The sequence below is a fragment of the Kitasatospora cystarginea genome (genome assembly GCF_039533515.1).
GTDB classification, from domain to species: Bacteria; Actinomycetota; Actinomycetes; order Streptomycetales; family Streptomycetaceae; genus Kitasatospora; species Kitasatospora cystarginea.
Genome location: NZ_BAAATR010000010.1, coordinates 112555 through 131868 on the forward strand (window position 1 = coordinate 112555; position 19314 = coordinate 131868).

The 19314-nt window shown below is 72.7% G+C and carries 13 protein-coding genes; 12 read left to right on the forward strand and 1 reads right to left on the reverse strand.

All coding sequences use genetic code 11. The annotated features are described in order from the left end of the window. Window positions 1-463: 463 nt before the first annotated feature. The 6 genes from ABD369_RS13890 (at window position 464) to ABD369_RS13915 (ending at window position 9521) form a co-directional block, all read left to right on the forward strand. Window positions 464-2278, forward strand: coding sequence for an alkaline phosphatase family protein (locus ABD369_RS13890; protein WP_344636668.1), 1815 nt, complete (start codon window positions 464-466; stop codon window positions 2276-2278). A gap of 556 nt (window positions 2279-2834) precedes the next feature. Further along, window positions 2835-3794 (forward strand): LysR family transcriptional regulator, encoded by a 960-nt coding sequence (locus ABD369_RS13895; RefSeq protein WP_344636669.1) that lies wholly within the window; start codon window positions 2835-2837, stop codon window positions 3792-3794. A gap of 271 nt (window positions 3795-4065) precedes the next feature. Then, on the forward strand, window positions 4066-6609 hold the full coding sequence (locus ABD369_RS13900) for a collagenase (RefSeq protein WP_344636670.1): 2544 nt from the start codon (window positions 4066-4068) through the stop codon (window positions 6607-6609). Window positions 6610-6865: 256 nt separating this feature from the next. After that, the gene (locus ABD369_RS13905; protein ID WP_344636671.1) at window positions 6866-7921 is read left to right on the forward strand and encodes a magnesium and cobalt transport protein CorA; all 1056 of its coding nucleotides are present in this window, start codon (window positions 6866-6868) and stop codon (window positions 7919-7921) included. 111 nt (window positions 7922-8032) lie between these two features. Beyond that, a complete protein-coding gene (locus ABD369_RS13910; protein WP_344636672.1) occupies window positions 8033-8569 on the forward strand; it encodes a GNAT family N-acetyltransferase in 537 nt (178 codons plus the stop codon). 112 nt (window positions 8570-8681) lie between these two features. After that, entirely contained in the window at window positions 8682-9521 is an 840-nt protein-coding gene (locus ABD369_RS13915) for a nucleotidyltransferase (protein ID WP_344636673.1), read from the forward strand. Between the two features lie 103 nt (window positions 9522-9624). Here ABD369_RS13915 and ABD369_RS13920 read toward each other — a convergent pair whose 3' ends face one another. Beyond that, window positions 9625-10104, reverse strand: a complete 480-nt coding sequence (locus tag ABD369_RS13920) for a hypothetical protein (RefSeq protein WP_344636674.1) — start codon at window positions 10102-10104, stop codon at window positions 9625-9627. 556 nt (window positions 10105-10660) lie between these two features. On the opposite strand from ABD369_RS13920, the gene ABD369_RS13925 reads away from it, so the two are divergent. The 6 genes from ABD369_RS13925 to ABD369_RS13950 all read left to right on the forward strand — a co-directional run bounded on the left by ABD369_RS13925 (window position 10661) and on the right by ABD369_RS13950 (window position 19283). Next, complete coding sequence (locus ABD369_RS13925; RefSeq protein ID WP_344636675.1) at window positions 10661-10906, forward strand: hypothetical protein; 246 nt, start codon at window positions 10661-10663, stop codon at window positions 10904-10906. Between the two features lie 74 nt (window positions 10907-10980). Continuing rightward, window positions 10981-12354 (forward strand): ATP-grasp domain-containing protein, encoded by a 1374-nt coding sequence (locus ABD369_RS13930; RefSeq protein WP_344636676.1) that lies wholly within the window; start codon window positions 10981-10983, stop codon window positions 12352-12354. 261 nt (window positions 12355-12615) lie between these two features. Next, entirely contained in the window at window positions 12616-13767 is a 1152-nt protein-coding gene (locus ABD369_RS13935; RefSeq protein WP_344636677.1) for a macro domain-containing protein, read from the forward strand. Further along, a complete protein-coding gene (locus ABD369_RS13940) occupies window positions 13764-14426 on the forward strand; it encodes a hypothetical protein (protein ID WP_344636678.1) in 663 nt (220 codons plus the stop codon). The genes ABD369_RS13935 and ABD369_RS13940 overlap by 4 nt, the downstream gene beginning before the upstream one ends. 4 nt (window positions 14427-14430) lie before the next feature. Beyond that, complete coding sequence (locus ABD369_RS13945; protein ID WP_344636679.1) at window positions 14431-15084, forward strand: RES family NAD+ phosphorylase; 654 nt, start codon at window positions 14431-14433, stop codon at window positions 15082-15084. Beyond that, the gene (locus ABD369_RS13950; protein WP_344636680.1) at window positions 15081-19283 is read left to right on the forward strand and encodes a CHAT domain-containing protein; all 4203 of its coding nucleotides are present in this window, start codon (window positions 15081-15083) and stop codon (window positions 19281-19283) included. The genes ABD369_RS13945 and ABD369_RS13950 overlap by 4 nt, the downstream gene beginning before the upstream one ends. Window positions 19284-19314: the final 31 nt, after the last annotated feature.

Here is a 19314-nt window from a genome sequence, read left to right on the forward strand (position 1 = left end):
CACGGCCACCGCTCCGTCCTCGTTCACCTGGATGGTGGCCTTCTCCGCGGCCTCGTTGAGCGGATCCGGAGCTCCAGCTGGAGGAGGGGGTCGCTGGCCGGAACGCGGCTCCCGGCAGTAGTCCGCTGTCCACACCGGCGAGAGCGGCGAAGTCGTCGTCGCCCTGCTGGTCGTAGCGTCCACAGCCTCCAACTCGCCTGGCAAGCCGATGAGATGACGTCGGCTCCGGGTCGGTGCGAGTTGGATGTACGCACTTCGTCTGCGCCTGTTGCCGGGGCGGGCATCCGCGACGGGTGCGGCGGGAAACACGCCGTGCCCGTACGGGCCTGCGTGTCATGAGCCCGAACTTGTCTGATCAAGTTCGACTGGCATTCTTCCGCCGGACAGCACCGGCCGGTACCTATGTCCCGTCCATGGCGCACAGCCATGGCGATCACCCCCACCAACGGGACGAGGTATCCCTATGCGACTGCGCTCGAGCTTCCTCGGCGGGCTGCTCGCCGCCCTACCCCTCCTTGGCGCGCTGGTCGTCGCCGCCCCTGTCCCCGCCCACGCGGCAGGGAGCAGCGGCAACCTGATCGTCAACGGTGACGCGGAGGCTGGCGGCTACTGCACCAACGACTGGAGCGCGGCCACCACCGTCCCCGGTTGGACGGTCCAGGCCGGCGGCGTCAACGTCATGTGCTACACGGCCGGTTCCTTCGGCCAGCCGAACGACGGCAACACGCCCGGAAAGGCCTTCTTCGGCCCCGGCAACTTCGGGGACGGCTCGATGGCGCAGACCGTCGACGTCTCCTCGGCCGCCACGGCGATCGACGGCGGCGGAGTGCACTACAACCTCGCGGGTTGGCTGGGCGGTTGGACGACCTACGGCGGTTACGCCGCCGTCAGCCTGCACTTCCAGGACGCGAACGGTCACCCGATCGGTGCGACCGCCAAGCTGCCGACCGTCTCCGCGACCGACCGCGGCCTGTCCACCAAGTTCCTCTCCCGCAGCGCCACCGGCTCCGTCCCGGCCGGGACGAGGTCGATCCAGGCCGAGGTGCAGTTCCTGTCCACCTCCAGCGAGACCGGCTACCTGGACGACCTCTCCCTCACCCTCGACACCCCGGTCACCGCACCGGCACCGGTGGCCCCGCCCGCGTCCAGCGTGCCGGGCTACGACCACGTGTTCACGGTCATGATGGAGAACACCGACTACTCCCAGATCATGAACGACCCGGCGGACACGCCGTACATGCACAGCCTGATGTCCCAGGGCGCCACCCTCACCGACGCCCACGGCGTCTACCACCCGAGCGACGAGAACTACCTCGCCATCGCGGGCGGCGACACCTACACCAAGGGCGCGACCTACTGGCCCAACATCAACTCCCCGCAGCGCAACCTCGGTGACACGATCGAGGAGGCCGGCAAGAGCTGGAAGGCCTACGAGCAGGGCATGGGCACGCCCTGCAACACCACCACCCAGTACGACGCCAAGTACGAGCCGGACGACGCGCCGTTCATCAACTACACGGACATCGGCGGCAATGCGGCCCGCTGTGCGGCGCACCTGTTCGACACCTCGCAGCTGACCACCGACCTGCGGTCGGCGGCCACCACCCCGAACTTCTCCTGGATCGCCGCTGACGACTACTACGACGGCGAGGCGTCCGGCAACGGAAACGCCACCAGCCTTCAGGTGCAGGACGGTTGGCTGAAGCAGACCCTCGCCCCCGTGCTGTCCTCGCCCGCGTGGACCCAGGAGCGCTCGCTGCTCATCCTGACCTGGGACGAGAGCGAGAACGAGGGGTACAACCACGTCGCCACCCTCGTCCTCGGCTCGCAGGGCACCGTCCCGGCCGGGACCAGCAGCCCGCTGCACTACGACCACTACAGCATCGGCCGTACCATCGAGTCGGCTCTCGGCCTGCCCGGGCTGACCGCCAACGACACCTACGCGACGCCGCTGGGCGCTGCCTTCGCACCGTCCACGGCGACCACGGCGATGCTGGCCGGCGACCTGAACGCGGTGGCGAACGGCGGTAATGTCACCTTCCGTTACGCCGTGCCGAACGCCTCGCAGGTCAGCACGAAGAACTGGGTCGGCATCTACCCGGCGGGCGTGACCCCGGGCTCGCAGTCCTCGCTGGCCTGGGCCTACGCGCCGAACCAGAGCGGCACGGTCACTCTGACCACGAGCAAGCTGAACGGCGCGGGCAGGTACGACGTGTACTACCTGGCCAACGACGGCTACTCGGTGCTGGCCGGACCGTTCTCACTGACCGTCGGCTGACGCCTCCCGACGCCGCTCGCCCGGCAGGGGTCGCAGGTTCGAACCCTGTCGTCCCGACGTGAGTCGGAAAGGCCGCTGGCCGGGAGAAATCCCAGGTCAGCGGCCTTTTGCATGACGCCCCGGCAGTGAAACGGCGGACCTGTGAGCACCCACTGAACGACGTTGCTGGGGGTTGGATGGGGACCATCCCTGAACGCCCGGGGCCCGTGCGCCTGATCCCGGAAACCATCGGCCCGCCGGCCCGCCTTCTGGCACCGCCCCAGCTGATCGACGCACTGCACTGATCCTGGACGCAGGCCCGTTCTCGTGGTGCGGTCGTGGCCGTCGACGGCTCGACGGCTCGACGGCTCGTCGGGCGGCGAGGGCGACGAAGTGCGCGTAGCCGTCCGCGGTGGTGGAGGGCGTGCGGCGGGACGGGCTTGACGCGAAATGGAGGCGGCGAGATCGTGAACAGGGTCTGTCATGTCACATGTGCCATGACAGAGGCGGGAGTGGTGAGCCAAGCGCGCCATCGGGAGGGCGTGACCGGCTCCCCGGGCAAGGGAGGGGGCACCCTGTGGAGTTGGAGCTTCGGCATCTTCGGGTGTTGTGCACGATCGCCGACACCGGCAGCGTGGGTCGGGCTGCCGTGGCGCTCGGGGCCTCGCAGCCCGCCACCAGTACCCAGCTGCGCCGGATCGAGCGGCATCTCGGCGCGCCGCTGTTCGAGCGAACGGCCTCCGGTGTGGCGCCGACCGGCTTCGGTACCGAGGTGCTGGCGGCCGCGCGCGAGGTGCTGGCGCGGGCCGACTGCCTCGGTCGCCGATCGGCCGAGGAGGCCGCGCAGAGCCGCCGGGAGCTGCGGCTGGCGGCCACCAACTCGCCGATCCTGCCCGGTCTGCTGTCCCGGGCCAGAGCGCAGATGCCCGACCTGCTGTTCACGGTGAGCAGCGTCTACCGCTCCTCGGAGATCGTCGAGCTCCTGGAACAGGACAGCCTGGACGTCGCCATCGCCGTCGACTACCCGGGCATGGAGCTGCGGCACTCCGAAACGGTCGCGCACCGGGGCATCGTCACCGAACCGAGCTTCGTGGCCCTGGCCGCCGGTCACCGGCTCCGACACCGCACCGAGATCGCGCTGGCCGACCTGGCCGAGGAGGCCTGGTTCCTGACCCCCGATGACGGCGCCGGCTGGCCCGGGGTCTTCCTCACGGCGTGCGCCTCGGCCGGCTTCGCCCCGGCGACGGTGCACGAGTTCCTCGGCGACCGGCTGGAGCTCCAGGACATGATCGCCGACGGCCTCGGCGTCTCCGTCGTCCAGGCGACCACCCGGCCGCTGGCGGACGTGGTCGTCAAACCCCTGATGGGCACGCCGCTCTGGGCCCGCTACCTGCTCGCCTGGCGGCCCGCGGCGATGACCGGGACGGTGGTCGAGGCCCTGTTCGGCGCCGCGACCGCGGCCTACCGGGAACTGATCGCCGGCTCGCCGCACTTCCAGGCCTGGGCCTCGAGAACCTACCGCGCGCCGCGCCCGTGACCACTTGCTCGTCACCACCGCGCCCGTGACCACTTGCTCGTCACCACCGCGCCCGTGACCACCGCGCCCGGGGTCGTGGGCACGCCCGCCAACTCGCCGTGCGGGCCGGTGTTATGGCGGATCCGCGCATTCTGATATCCCCTTCACGCATTGTCCGCTCCGGCAGCCCGGTGACAGGATTTCGTCAACCCTCACCCCCTCACCCCCTGCCTGACGCTCAATGAGCTTCCCCCACCCAGGAAATGGACCATCAGTGCGTTTACGAATACCCATGTCCAGGTTGGTGGCCGGCGTCGTCGCCGGCTGCGCGTCCGCTGTCGGCCTGCTGCCGGCACCCGCCCTCGCCGCGTCCGCCCCGGCCCCCGCCAAGCCGGCTGCCGCGGTGTCAGCCGCCCTCCCGAAGCCGCTTGGCGCCACCATCCCGGGCGGCTCGGAGGACTTCGCCCCGGTCGCCACCCCGCTCCCGCCGGCCCTGCTCGGCCAGGCGGTGATGGGGCATCCGTCCGGTACCGCCGTGCAGACGGCCCAGGGCGCGCCTGCGGCCAAGCCGGCCGCGGCCAGGCCGACCGCCCTTGCCGCCCCGCGGGCGCAGAGCTGCACCCCGGCCGACTTCGGCAGCCGGTCCGGCGACGCGCTGGTCTCGTACGTGGAGTCCTCGACCACCGACTGCGTCAACACCCTCTTCAACGTCACCGGCACCAGCGCGGGCAGCATCTTCCGGGAACCGCAGATGCTCAGCGTCGCCGACGCCTTCCGGAAACTGGCGACGGGCTACGGCGGTGACGACTCCGCCGGCATCTGGCAGTCGGTGCTGTTCCTCCGTGCCGGGTACTTCGTCCAGTCCAACAACGCGTCCTCCGTGGGCGGTTACGACGCGAAGCTGTCGGCGGCGAGCAAGGCCGGACTGGACGCCTTCTTCGCCAACCCGCACGCGGCGGACGTCACCGCGAGCAACGGCGACGTGCTGTACGACGTGCTGGTGCTCACCGACAGCGCGAACCTGCAGGGCGACTACCTCAACGTCTACAAGCAGGAGCTGAACGGCTACAACAGCTCCTACGACGCGATCCCCAGCATGGTGAACGCGGTCAACGCGGTGCTCCTCGCGCCGCTGTGGCGCGCCAACTGGAACCCGGACTTCGTCGCCGCCGTCACCGCCGACCCGAGCATCCTCGACACCCTGAGCACCTTCGCGATCAACAACAAGGGACTGTTGAACGGCGCGAACGCCTTCCTCGACGTCAACGCGGGCAACGACCTCGCCCGGATGACCGGTGACGGCCCCGCGGTCGAGGCCGTCGCGAAGCCGCTGGTGAAGTCGGTGCTCGGTGCCTCCGCGATCACCGGCCCGACCGGCCCGCTGTGGGTGCACACCGCCTACCAGGCCAACGCCTTCGACGGCTCGCAGTGCTCGTACTACGGCGTCTGCGACCTGCCCGCGCAGCTGACCGCGGCGGTGCTGCGGGACACGTACGCGTGCGCGCCGAACCGCACCATCGTGGCGGAGTCGCTCTCGGCGTCCGACCTGGCCGCGGTCTGCTCCAGCCTGCAGGGCGAGGACCCGTTCTTCCACAACCTGGTCAAGGACGACGGCCCGGTTCCGGGCCAGTACGACCAGACCATCACGCTCGCGGTCTTCGCGAACAAGGCCGACTACACCACGTACTCCTGGGCCATCTACGGCAACTCGACCGACAACGGCGGCGAGACGCTGATGGACCCGACCGACCCGAACAACCAGGCCGTCTCGGTGATGTACCAGAAGTCGTGGAACGACGGCTTCGTCGCCAACGTGTGGAACCTCAACCACGAGTACACGCACTACCTGGACGGTCGCTACGACATGAAGGGCACGTTCGGCACCGAGATCTCCGTGCCGGACGTCTGGTGGATCGAGGGCGTCGCCGAGTACGAGTCCTACGCCTACCGCGGCACCACCGACACCCAGGCGATGCAGGAGGCGGCGAAGCACACCTACAAGCTCAGCACGATCTTCCAGAACACGTACGACAACTCGGACTCGACCCGGGTCTACCCGTGGGGCTACCTCGCGGTCCGGTACATGTTCGAGAAGCACCCGACCGACGTCCACACCATGCTCGGCCACTTCCGCACCGGTGACTACCAGGGCGGCTACGCGGTCTACAACAGCCTCGGCACCGCCTACGACGCCGACTTCGACAGCTGGCTCACGAGCTGTGCGGCGGGTGCCTGCTACGCCCCCGGCCCGACGGCGCTGTTCGGCCAGTCGGTCAACGGCAGCACGGTCAGCCTGACCGACCAGTCCGTCGAGACCGGCAGCGGCAGTCTCACCTCGTGGTCCTGGACCTTCGGCGACGGCACCTCGTCGACCGAGCGGAACCCGAGCCACACCTACGCGGCGGCCGGCACCTACACCGTCGCGCTGACCGTCACCGACAGCTCGGGCAGGACCGCCAGCACACCCGCCTCGGTCACCGTCACCAGCGGCGGCGGCACCGTCCTGCCGACCTGCACGGACCCCCGCACGGACGCGATGGGCCAGAACTGCTCGCGCGCCGACCGGGCGGAGCGCGCCGGGAACCTGGACTACCTGTACATCTACCTGCCGGCCGGCACCACGGCCCTGAAGGTCTCCACCGCCGGCGGCTCCGGCACCGCCTATCTGTACTACGACCCGAACACCTGGGCCTCGCCGGAGTCGTACACGGCCTCGTCCACCAACCCGGGCACCACCCAGAGCCTCACCGTCACCAACACGACGGCCGGCTACCGGTACCTCAGCCTCTACGCCGACACCGACTTCAGCGGCGTCACCGTCAGCACGGAGTACTGACCGACCGAGCCCCGAGCAGGGCAGTCACGCATGGAGCACCGTTCGCCATGCGTGACTGCCCTGCGGCCTGCCCGGGGACCGGTGGCGGTGGGGGCCGGAACCGCGGCAGTACGGGAGGAACAGCCGCCGGCCCCGGGTCGGCCCGCGGGGAAATTCCGGCCGGGGCGGAGGAGGATCTTGCTGGAGGCGTATACGGCACGCTACGCCGCCGGCGGGCGACAGGCGGCGCAGTCGGCCTGAGGTGAGGAGGACGGCCGTGATCGTCGACTGCGCGTACTACCGCGACGGGCGCCGGCAGCACGAGGGCGCGGTGTCACTGGAAGAGGCCGCCGCGCGCCGCGCACAGGGCGGCTTCGTATGGCTCGGCATGTTCGAACCGGGCCCCGACGAACTGGCCAGGGTGCGTGAGACCTTCGGACTGCACGAACTCGCCGTCGAGGACGCCCAGGCCTTTCATCTGAGGCCGAAGGCCGAGCAGTACGAGGACGGCACGGAGCTGATCATCCTGCGCACCGCGCGCTACGACGACGAGCGTGAGGAGGTCGACACCGGCGAGATCAGCATCTTCCTCGGCGAACAGTTCGTGATCACAGTCCGCCAGGGCATCGCCAGCGAGCTGGCCAGCGCCCGCAGCCGACTCGAACGCCGCCCCGAGCTACTGCGGACCGGAACCGCCTCGACGCTCTGGGCGATCCTCGACCAGGTGGTCGACAGCTACGCGCCCGTCGTCTCGGAGCTCGAACGCGACATCGAACAGATCGAGGCCACGGTCTTCTCCGGGGCGGTGGCCCCGACCGAACGCATCTACTTCCTCCGCCGTGAGGCCACCGACTTCTACCGCGCCGTGCACCCGCTGCTCGCCGTGCTCAACCGGCGGCTGCAGCCCGGCAAGTCACCGACCGAACTACTGCCGTACTTCCGCGACGTGCACGACCACCTGCTGCTGGTCAACGAGGAGGTCGCCGCCCAGCGTGACCTGCTGGCCACCGTTCTGGAGGCGAACATCGCGGTGATCTCCGTCGAGCAGAACAAGATCAACCTTCGGCAGAGCGACACGATGGAGCGGCTCACGATCCTCGCGACCGTATTCCTCCCGCTGTCCTTCGTGGTCGGTTTCTTCGGGCAGAACTTCGGGTGGCTGATCGGGCACATCGCCGGCTTCACGGCGTTCCTCGTCCTCACCGTCAGCGGCCTGCTGGCGCCGTGCGTGGTCCTTTACGTCTGGCTGCGCCGGCGCCGCCGCCAGCCCGGACCCGGGATGCCGGAGGTGCGCACCGCCGTCCCGCACGCGCCGGCAGGCTCGACGAAATGATCTTCGCCCGCTGTGGACGGCCACGCCGCGAGAACGTCGGCCGGTGTGGCACGATGCAGGGGACTGGTCGAAACCGGCGGCCCGCAGACAGTCGTGAGGTAGGAGGGACGAGTGTCGTCCAGGGGTGCTGAGCTGACGTTCCGCCCGGCCGTGGCGGCGGACGTGCCCGCGCTGGTCGCGCTGGTCGAGTCCGCGTACCGGGGCGAGGCCAGCCGGGCCGGGTGGACCACCGAGGCCGATCTGCTGGACGGCCGCCGCACCGACGCTGCGGGCGTCACCGAGGCGATCGAGCACCCGCACGGCCTGGTCCTGGTCGCCGAACGGGACGGCGAGCTGCTGGCCTGCTGCCAGCTCGAACGGCGCGGCCACATCGCGTACTTCGGTATGTTCTCGGTCCGTCCGGAGCGCCAGGGCGGCGGACTCGGCCGGGCCGTGCTCGCACATGCCGAGCGCGTCGCACGTGAGCAGTGGGGCGCCGCCGAGCTTGAGATGACGGTGATCGAGCAGCGGGCCGAGCTGATCGCCTGGTACGAGCGCAGGGGCTACCGTCGCAGCGGCGTCCACCTGCCGTTCCCCTACGGCGACGAGCGCTTCGGGGTACCGCGCCGGCCGGACCTGCGCTTCGAGCGGCTGGTCAAGGATCTCTGAGCGGGTGTTGACGGCCGGGGCGCCGATGGCCGGCCTGCGATAACGGTTCGCCCGGCCGGGCCCGCCTGCGGCAGAGTGCTGCCGTGAGCGACGGTACCGGGAGGGGCGAGCAGTGACGGCGGCTGGGATCGAGACGACGGACCGGGGGCTGGACGCCGACGGGTACATCGCCCGGGAGGGCGCGCTGAGCCGGGTGCCGGACGCCTTCGCGCCGGTGGTGGAGGCGGCCCGTACCCGGATCGCCGACAGCTTCGGCCCGTCGCTGCTGCACAGCGCCTACCTGTACGGCAGCATCCCGCGCGGCACCGCCGTTCCCGGCGTCTGTGACCTCGACCTGCTGCTGGCGCTGCGCCGGGAGCCGACCGCCGACGACCGGGCGGCGGCCGCGGACGTCCTGGCGGCGCTCGACGCGGAGTTCCCGCAGATCATGGGTGGCGGAGTGCTGCTGTTCAGCGAGCCTGTCCTGCTGAGCGAACTCGAACGGTACGACCTCGGCTGGTTCCTCGCCTGCCTGTGCACCCCGCTGCTCGGCGAGGACCTGGCCGCCCGGCTGCCCCGCTACCGGCCGTCCTCGCTGCTGGCCCGGGAGACCAACGGTGACCTGGCAGCGGCGATCCCGCGCTGGCGTGAGCGGCTGGCGGAGGCGGTGGCGGCGGAGGGCTCCGAGGACGAGCTCAGGGCACTCGGCCGCAGCGTCTCGCGTCGCCTGGTCCGTACCGGATTCACGCTGGTGATGCCCCGCTGGGGCGGGTGGACCAGCGACCTCACCGCCTCCGTCGAGATCTTCGCGCGCTACTACCCCGAGCGGGCCGAGCGGATGCGTACCGCCCTGACGGTCGCCCGGACGCGGAGCGGCGACGCGGCGCTGCTCACGATGCTGGTCGAGGAGCTGGCGCCGTGGCTGGCCGCCGAGTACACCGCCGTCCACGGGGAGAAGGCGCCGCGCGGGTAGGCCGTGGCCTCCGGCCGGTGCCCCGCTGGGACGTGCGGGGCGGTGCACTACCGGGACGCGGTGCCGCGGTAGGGCCGGCCGGTGGCCGGGAGCGGGTGCTCGCTCAGTTGCCGTAGAGGCCGCGGCAGATCCTGGCCTGTTCCGAACCCGGCGCCCACTGGCCGAGCCGCTCGGCCTCGGCGCACACCCTGAGCGAGGGGAACAGGCCGGTCGGGGCGGTCGGCGGCGATCCGGCGTGGGAGTCGTGGCGGTGCGGGGCGGCGGGTCTGGGCCGGCTGTGTTGACGAGGCGTCCGCGGCTGTTCGGGCTGAGCGTCGGAGTGGTCCTCCGCCGTCGCGACGTCGGCCGACGGGCTCTCGACCGGGGCCGCCGACGGTGTGGGCGAGGCCGAGTCGGATGGCGAGGCCGAGGGGCTCGCGGAGCTCGTGCGAGGAGCGGCCGAGCGGAGGACCGAGGTTCCTTCGAGGGACGGACTGCCGGACACCGGTGCGGTGACCAGCGCGTCGGTGTGTCCGCCGGACGGCCCGCAGGTGGCCAGCAGACCGCCCAGCAGCGCGCACCCGGCCAGGCCGCCCGCCACCATCACCGCCCGGCGGGCCCGGCGACCCGGGGGCGGCGGGAAGGTGACCGGCGGCTCCCACGGGGCCGACGGCGGTGCCAGTGTTACGGCCAGTGGGGGCGGTGTCGGTGGTGCGGCTGGTGTGGGCGGGGCCTCCGGTGGGGGCGGTGTCGCCGATGTCGGTGGTGCGGCTGGTGGGGGCGGTGTAGCCGGTGCTGGTGGTGCGGCCGGTGTGGGCGGAGCCTCCGGTGTGGGCGGGGCGTCCGGGGGCGGCTGCTCCCACTCGTACGTCCACGGTGGCTGCCACTTCTCTTCCACACGTCCTCCCGCGCGTTCGTGCCCGCACCGAGCGGCGGGCCGCCGTGTTCAACGAGCCAGGGACGCAGGGCGGAACGCCCGTTTGGGAAGAGCTTGGAGCCGGTGTCCGGCCCGTGGAGTGCTGCCGGGTGCGGTCCGGGCCGCGGCATGAGGTGAGGCACGATCTGCGGCTCGGGTCGCGGCTTCGGGGGACGGCGGGGTACGGCATCCGCACGGCGGCCGTGCGGGTGCGTGAAGCCGCCGCCCCGTCGATGCTGAGTCCATGAGCAGCCACAAGGATGACGTCGCGGCCGAGCAGGAGCCGCTGGTGAAGATCGCCGAGTTCCGTACGGACAGCCGCTACCGGCTGGTGCACTTCCACGGTGTCGGGTGGGAGCCGCTCGCACCCGAGGAGTTCGAGCCCCGGATCAAGCAGCTCTTCCCTGACCTCGACCCGCACGACCCGGTACGGGTGCAGTGGGACGACCGCCCCTGGGAGTGGCCGGCCTGGCATCCCGGCGAGGCGTGACGCGCGGCGCCGCCGAGCAGATCGGGTGTGGCGATTCGGCCCTGGCGGGGCCGGCCGGGCCGTAGTCTCGGACGGTGCGAGCCGCAACGTGGCAGGACGCCTGGACGGGGGGCCGACGGGCCGTCCACCTCGGCAACGTCGCCGACTTCAACGCGCAGTTCCTGCCGCAGAGCACGGAACTGCGGCGGCTGGGTCACCACTACTCCTGCCTGGCCGCCTTCTACACTCCGCACCCCGCGGTGCTGGTCCTCCCGCTCCAGATCGAGGAGGGCTGGCTCCGCGGGCTGACCGGCGCCCTCGACTGGGAGCCGGTGGAACTGCACAGCGGGGTCGCCGGCGAGGACTCCACGCTCGCCGAGGGGCTCGCGGCCCGTCCCGCACTGCGGCAGCGGATCGGTGAGCTCGGGCTGCCCGTCCGGCCGTGGGGAGCGACCGCCGCACCGGCCGCGAAGCCGGGCGACGGCGGCGGCCCGTGGGGCCGGGGCGGCGTACGGAGCGGGGTGCTGGAAGCCGTGCGGCGCTTCGAGTCCAAGGCCGAGTCGCACGTGCTGTTCGCCCGGCTCGCCGCGCAGCACCCCGCCGTCCGGGTGCCCGAGCAGCGGCTGGCGGGCTCGCCGCGCGAGCTGACCAGGCTGGTACGGGAGCACGCCGCCCTAGGACGGACCGTCGTCCTCAAGGCGCCGCACGGTGTGGGCGGTTACGGCACCGCGGTACTGACGGCCGGCCGGGTCGCAGCGGCGGGCGGTCCCCGGGCGGCGCTGCGCGAGCTGACGGCAGCGGGCGTCCTGCCGCCGGGTGGCGGGATCCTGGTCGAGGAGTACATAGCCGCCCATCGTCGCTTCCCCGACCTCACCTTCGACGGGGTGATCGCCGAGGACGGCGGCGTCCATGCCGTGGGCGTGGCGGTGATGGACGTCGAGGGCGTCCACTACCGGGGTGCGACGGTCGGGCCGGGCGTGGTGCCGGAAGTGCTCGCCGGCCCGGCCCGCGCCTTCGGCGAGACGGTGGGCCGGGCGCTCGCCGAGGAGGGCCACCGGGGCTGGTACGACATCGACTTCGTGGTGGACCGGGCCGGTCGGCTCGCCCCGACCGAGACCAACCTCCGGCTCACCGGCCCGGCCGTGGCCTTCATGCTGCGGGCCCGGCTCGACGCCGTACGCGGCCCGGCCGGTCACTGCGTACGCACCATCGACCAGGTGCCGCTCGGGGTCCGGCTTTCGCAGTCCGCGCTGCTCGACCAGCTGGACCGGGTCGCCGCCCGGCTCACCAGGTTCGGGGCGACGCTGCTGCCCACCATCCCGACCGCCGGCTTCGAGGAACTTCCCACCGTGGGCGTCGCGTTGGCCGCCCGGTCGGTCGACGAGCTCACCGCGGCGGAGGCGGTGCTGCGTACCGCGCTGCTCGAACCAGCCTATCTGTGGGGCGACTTGGAGAGCGCGGCCGGCTGACCCGGCGGGTCTCGTCCGGGCATCGGGTGGTCCGCGCGGAGCCGGGGTCGCTCACGCTTTCCATGCCCGGGATTTCGATCCCGCACGGACGCACCGGATCGGTGGGGAGCTTCCTCGTGCGCTGCGCGGCCCGGAGCGAAGGGCCGTCGCGACGACCGGACTTCGACCAGGAACCGCCCGGCGGCCGACCGGCCGGGACGGTTGGATGGAGAGGCGGGAACCGACTTGTCGTAGCCGTCGCGGCGGTGCGATCCTTCGGGCATGCCGCAGACAGACCTGCCTGACCATGTGTCAGTCCTGAGGGAGGTGCGGGAGGTGCGGCGAGCCGGCCTGGTGCGGCTGCGCGAGCTGGAGCTGCCGTCGCTGACCAGCGCCGCGAGTGCGGTCGAGCCGTCCGCCGGGCCGGAGTACCGTGCCGCCTCCGTCGAGCGGCTGCTGCGGCTGGCGCTGGCCGGGATCGACTCGGGCACGCTCCGGTCGGCCGCCGAGTACAGCCTGGGCCTGGCCCAGGGCACCCGCGACTGGCCCCCGGCCGACCGGCGCAAGCGCGCGGCCGGGGTGTACGGGGTGAGTGTCGAGCGGTTCCGCAAGCACCAGGAGGTGATGGTGCTCGGGGAGCTCGCGGAACAGGTGGTACGGCTCAGCGCGCAGGCGGCGGTCGAGTCGGCGCCCGTTACGGACCAGCCGTCGGCCGTCCCGCTCACCGGCGGGCACCGCGAGTTGCGGGTGCGGGTGGGCGGCCGGACCGTGGCGGTCACGCTGCACGTCCACCCGGTCGACCTGCTGCGGGACGTGGACGTGGTGGTCTCGCCGACCAATACCTACCTCGCCCTGCCGGAACCTTACAAATCCTCGGTCTCCGCCTCGCTCCGGCGGGCGGGTGCGCTCCGCGGACCGACGGGGGAGCTCGTCGAGGACCTGGTCCACGACGAGCTGCGGAGGTGGACCGCCCGGTACGGAGCGCCGGGCCGGGCGGTCCTTCCCGGCGCGGTGGCGGCGGTCGGCTCCGGCGCGCTCGCGGAGCAGGGCATCCGCCGGATCTACCACGCGGCGGTCGCCGTGCCCAGGCCGGGGACCAATGACTACGACGTCCTGCCGGCCGACGTGACCCGGGCGGTCGCCAGGGTCTTCACCCTGCTGGCCGAGGAACGAGCCCGGTTCGACCCGCCGCTGCGGTCGGTCTGCCTCCCGCTGCTCGGCTCCGGGCGCGGTGGTCTGCGCCACGAGGCCAGCATCGCCGCGCTCTGGGCGGCCGTGGACGCGGAACTGGCGCGTGGCGCGGACTGGGAGGTGCACCTGGTGGTGCGCCGGACGGCTGTGGCGGACCTGGTGGAACGGCTGCTCACCGGGGCGGACCCGGCGGCTCCGGCAGCCTCGGCGGCCTCGGTGGGCCCGGTTGGAAGGATGCGATGAACCCGTACCGCGTGCTGGCGGCTGCCGCGGCCGACTGGGAGCGGCTGTCGCGGCTACTCCCCCCGGAGTCCCTACGGCAACTCGCCGGACTGCTCGAGACCTTGAGGTCACTCGGCCAGGACGACACCGGCCACGCGGACCTCTCGGCGCGGGCGGCCCGGCTGCTGCTGGACTCGCTGCCCGGGCGGGAGGCCGAGCTGCTCGACCCTGGCGCGGGAGCCCGGTTCGACGGCGCCGCGCAGGAGTACGCGCACCCGGGCTTCAAGCCGGACGATCTGGCCGTGCTGGTGCTCGACGGTCACCACATGGTCGGTCCGGTACTCGGCACGGTGCGTCAACGGCTGCTGGCCGCACCGGCGTTGGACGAGGTGGAGCTGCGGCTGCTGGGCGGCGACCCGGCGACGCCGGGGCTGCTGCGGCTGCCGGGCCCGGGCGGCACGGAGCGGCTGCCGGACTTCCAGTTCGGCGCGGGCGGCCGGCTCCGGCCCGCCGTGCTTGAGGTGAACCTCCTGCTGGACGCCGAGCAGGACCCCTGGGCGGTCGCGGACTGGTGGCTCTCGGCCAACGCCTGGCTCGGGTCCGGCCCGGCCGAACTGCTCGGCACCGACCGGGAGGGCCAAGTGGTGGACGCCGCACGGTATCTGGCGGAGGGGGAGTAGTCCGATGGCGAACACGAGGCCGCCCCGGGCGCTGCCAGGTACGCCGACCAAGGTCACCCTGGCACCGGGCACCCCGCTCTACCGGCTGCACTCGGCACGCCGCTCCGGCACGGAGTTCAACCCCGTTCCGACGCACTGCCTTTACGGTGGCGGCCGGTTCGACGCCACCCGTTGCGACCCGTACGGCTATCTGTACGCGGGCCTGACGGCGGAGGCGGCGGTCTGCGAGTCGCTGCTGCGGTCGGTGCCGTTCGATGTGGACGGTTCGCCGCGGCTGGTGCCGCGGGCCGCGGTGCGCGGGCGCCGGCTGTCGTACCTGCGGCTGGCCGCCGAAGTGGAGCTGGTGTCGCTGGTGACCGGGCGGGACCTGGCGGGCGTCGCGCAGGACTCCTGGCTGGTCCAGGCGGAGGCCGCCGAGTACCCGTTCACCCGGGACTGGGGCCACTGGATCCGGGAACACACCGACTCCTGGGCGCAGGGTTTCCTCTGGCCCTCCAAACGCGAGCCCGGGGACCGGGTCCTGGTGCTCTTCGGTGACCGCTGCCTGCCGGAGGCGATCGAGGAGGCGCCGGTCACGCCCGTCGACCTCGACACCGTCGAGGGCCGGCGGTGGCTCGACGCGCTGTTGGAGCCCTACCACGCGAGGCTCGCCCCGTGACGGCAACGGAGGGGGACACGGCGGAGGACGGCCGGGGACCCAACGAGATGTCGGAGCAGGAGATCCGCCGGGAGCGGGACCAGCTGCTCGACGGCCTTGTCGACGGATCCTTCGACGAGCCGGACGGCCCCGCGCTCTGGGGCCTGGCCGGGGACCTCAGCTACGAACTGTTCCTCCGGCAGGAGCGGGCGGAGGACCTGCGGCTGGCCGCCGAGGCCTTCGAGCGGGCCTTTGCCCGGCCGGACGACGACGAGGAGGTCTGGGACGCCTGGCGGATCGTCTACGGACACGTCCTGGTCTTCCACTACGACGAGCAGCCCGATCGGCAACTGCTGGACCGAGCGGAGGAGCTGATCGCCCACGGCCTGGCGGCTCCGGTGTTGGACTCGCCGTACGAGCACGTCAGGGTGCTCGGCCGCTACCTGCTCTCCCGGTTCGCCCGGCTGCGCTGGCAGCAGGCCGCCGACCAGGACGTGGCCGTGCGCCGGGAGTTGCTGGGCCGGGCGCTGGAGCTGCACTACGCCGCCCTGGTGGACCAGACGCCCGGCAGCCGGCAGTTCGCCGAACTGCACGAGGAGATCGGCGGACTGCACCACGAGCGGTACCGGATCGGTGGCGGCGTCCCGGACGCCGAGAGCGCGGCCGCGCACTACCGCGAGGCGATCGCCGCCGCGCCGCCGGACAGCGACCTCGGGCTGCTGCACTACGGACTCGCCAGCGCCCTGATGGCGCACGGCCACCTCACCACGGACCGGGACCTGCTGGAGCAGGCGAGGGCCGAGTTCGGACTGGCCCTGGTCGAAGCCGGGCGGGCTCCGGCCGAGCGGCCGTGGTGGGGGCGGGAGGCCGCGGCCAGGCAGGTGTACATCCGGGCCCTGCTCTGGAGCAACTGGGACGACCGGAGCCAGGTCGGCGCCGCACTGGCCGAGTTGGAGCCGCTGCTGGCCGAGCCCGGTGCCATGGACGAGCTGCCGCCGCCGTATCTGGCGGCCTTCGGTCAACTGCTCTACGACCGGGCCGCCGAGCGGGACGACACCGGCGGCCGAGACCGGGCGCTCGAGCTGGCCCAACTCGCCTTCGAACGCTGGGAACCCGAACGCGACGGACCGGCCTGGCGGGTGGCGGGGCTGGTGGCGATGCTCCAGCAGCGCCGTTACCGGGTGGACGAGGATCCGGAGCGCCTGCGGATGGTGGACCGGGCTTGCACCGCGGCGCTGGCGGACGACGGCTGTGATCCGGACGTCCGCCGGATGATCACGGCGGTGCACGTCTGGTGCCGGAGCGAGCTGGTGGAGCTGGGCCTCGCCGTCAGGGACGACTCGTTCGGGCAGCAGTACCAGGAGGTGTACCAGAGCTATCTGGAACTGCTGGGGGGCTTCGAGCGCGGCGAGAACTTCCTCAACCTCAGCGACCAGGACTTCACCAACCTGGCCAACGACGTCGGCGGGCACGACCAGCTCCTGCAGGAGTTCGACCGCCTGTACGCGCAGTGGCTCACCATGGACCCGACCGGACCGGGGTACGGGCAGTTCGCCGGGATGCTGCACCGGCAGATTCCGATGGTCGATCCGCACGGGAACCGGGTCACGGTCGAGCGGCGGACGGCCCTCTTCGAGGCGGCGGCAGAGGCTCACCGGGACGACCCCGTCCTGCTGAGCGCGCTGCACGGTGCCGAGGGCGCCATCCGGCTCAACGCCGAGACGGCGGGGGACGGTTCGGGCCTGGCGGAGGCGCTGCGACACCTGGAGACGGCCCACGGTCTTGCCGGCGAGAACGAGGACCTGCGCCGGTGCATCGAGATGATCCGGTCCTTCGCCACCGGGCACCGCGGTCAGCTGCACGGCGCCGCGGACGACATGGCCGAGGCCGCACAGGTGATGGACCGGGTCCGGAACCAGCAGGTCTACTCGCCCTATCTGAACCGGCTGCTGGAGGGCCAGCTCGCTGGCTCCGAGGCGGTCCGCGCGGCACGCCGCGGTGACCTGGCCGGAGCCGACCGCTGTATCGCCACCCTCGCCGAGGTGTACCGCGAGCTCAACCCCGAGGATCCCTCCCGCGGAGAGGTCTGGACGATGCTGGAGAACTCCAGGGTCGCCCGCGATCACCTGGCCCGCGCCATCGGCGCACCGCTCTCCCGCCGGCCGCCCGGCGGCCCGACCACGGCCGAACTGCGGCGCCAGGCCGCCCGGTTGCCGCGCGACCGGCACGCCTGGGTACTGGGGGACGCCGGTCTGGCCCGCACCGGGGAAGGGAGCGAGAAATCCGATCCGCGCATCCTGGACGAAGGCATGGCCCTGCTCCAGGAGGCGCTGAGTCTGTCCGTCGAGGGGAGCGACGACTGGCTGCGCTACGCGGCCTGTCTGGGCGGCGCCCGCTGCGCCAAGGCCGGTGAGCGGCTCGATCGCCCCGGCATGGAGCCGGGTATCGGCCTGCTGGAGCGGGCCGCACGGCTGGCCGGCGGGCCCGAGCACCGGCTCTGGGCCTCCATCAGCCTCACCTTGGGCCGGGCCCTGCGGTTCCGGGCGGATCCGGCCCGCGACGACCGGCGGCGCGGGCGGCGCCTCGGCCTGGATGCGCTGCGCGGGTACTCCTGGGCGGCGTTGCTGCAGTCCGGCACCGAGCACGCGGCGCAGGCCGCCGCCGAGGCCACCACGACCGCGCTGGAGGCGGCCGCCTGGTGCCTGGAGGACGGGGTGCCCGAGGAGGCCGTTCAGGCGCTGGACGCCTGCCGCGGCCTGGTGCTGCACGCCGCGACCACCTCGCAGTCGGTGCCCGAGATGCTGGCCGCCGCCGGGCGGACCGACCTTGCACGGGAGTGGCGGGCCGCGGCCGATGCGTCGGCCGCATCGGCTGCGACGGCGACCGGTGCCGGCGGTGGGGCCGAGCCCGGCGCGGGCGTCCCCAGCGAACTCCGGCGCCGCGTGCTCACCGCGCTGACCGGACCGGAGCACGGCGGCGCGGACCAGGGCGGAGCGGCGCCGGCCCGGCTGCTGGACCCGCCCACCCCGGCCGAGATCGGCACCGCCCTGCGCACCCTGCGGGCCGACGCCCTGGTGTACCTGATGCCCGCCTCGGACGACCACGGCGGCGCGGCAGTGCTGGTGACCGCCGACGGCGGGGTGCACTCGCTGCCGCTGCCGCTGCTCAAGGAGGACGCCGGACCGCTGCGCGAGTACGGACCCGGCGGTCCCACCGCCCGCGACCTGGGACCGGCACCGTCCGCCGGCAGCTGGCAGGCCGGCCCGCCGCCGCTGCGCCGCCGGCTGGACCGGCTCTGCTCCTGGGCCTGGTACGCGGCGGTCAAACCGCTGCTGGAGCTGCTGGTGCCGCCGCCAGGACGCACCCGCCCGCCGTCGCTGATCCTGATTCCGATGGGCGCGCTCGGGGTGGTGCCGTGGCACGCGGCCTGGTGGGAGCCCGTTGCCCCGGGAGTCCGCCGCTACGCGGTCGAGCGGGCCGAGATCTCGTACGCGGCCTCGGCCCGGCTGCTGTGCGACGTGGCCGCGCGGCCGCCCGTACCGCACACCGGCAGCGCGCTGATCGTCGGCAATCCGACCGGCGACCTGCGGTACGCGGGTGAGGAGGCCGACGCCGTGCAGCGCGCCTTCTACCCGCAGGGCAGCTACCTCGGGCGGCGCGGCGCCGGGGAGGCGGACGGCGCGGGGACGCCCGCGGAGGTGCTCGGCTGGCTGCGCGGAGCGGGCGACCAGGGGCGCAGCGGCGGTGTACTGCACCTGGCCTGCCATGCAGCGGTCGCCGCCAACCAGCGCCACAGCTCCTATCTCTCCTTCAATGGAGGGGAGTTGGCGGCCGAGGAGCTGACCGAGGCGGCCGGCCGGCGGGACGCGCGGCTGGAGCTGGTGGTCCTGGCGGCCTGCCGCAGCCATGTCTCCGGGCGAGGCCACAACGAGGCCTACAGCCTGGCGACGGCCTTCCTGGTGGCCGGGGCCCGTTCGGTGATCGGTTCGCTCTGGCCGGTGCCCGACGACGCCACCTCGGTGCTGATGTTCATGACCCACCACTACCTGCGGCGTGAGCAGGAACCGCCCGGGCGGGCGCTGCGCCGGGCCCAGCTGTGGATGCTGGATCCGGTGAGACGGCTACCGCCCGGGATGCCGCCCGCGCTGGCCGCCCGGGCGGGGGAGGTCGAGCCCGACGACCTCTCGGCCTGGGCCGGGTTCACACACCTGGGACAGTAGGGCGACCCGCAGGGGAGTCGTACGGCCGGTT

Excerpts from the sequence above, each read along its gene's own strand:
- ABD369_RS13890 (WP_344636668.1), top strand. The coding sequence starts at position 464 with ATGCGACTGCGCTCGAGCTTCCTCGGCGGGCTGCTCGCCGCCCTACCC.
- ABD369_RS13900 (WP_344636670.1), top strand. The coding sequence starts at position 4,066 with ATGTCCAGGTTGGTGGCCGGCGTCGTCGCCGGCTGCGCGTCCGCTGTC.
- ABD369_RS13920 (WP_344636674.1), bottom strand. The coding sequence starts at position 10,104 with ATGGTGGCGGGCGGCCTGGCCGGGTGCGCGCTGCTGGGCGGTCTGCTG.
- ABD369_RS13925 (WP_344636675.1), top strand. The coding sequence starts at position 10,661 with ATGAGCAGCCACAAGGATGACGTCGCGGCCGAGCAGGAGCCGCTGGTG.
- ABD369_RS13935 (WP_344636677.1), top strand. The coding sequence starts at position 12,616 with ATGCCGCAGACAGACCTGCCTGACCATGTGTCAGTCCTGAGGGAGGTG.
- ABD369_RS13940 (WP_344636678.1), top strand. The coding sequence starts at position 13,764 with ATGAACCCGTACCGCGTGCTGGCGGCTGCCGCGGCCGACTGGGAGCGG.
- ABD369_RS13945 (WP_344636679.1), top strand. The coding sequence starts at position 14,431 with ATGGCGAACACGAGGCCGCCCCGGGCGCTGCCAGGTACGCCGACCAAG.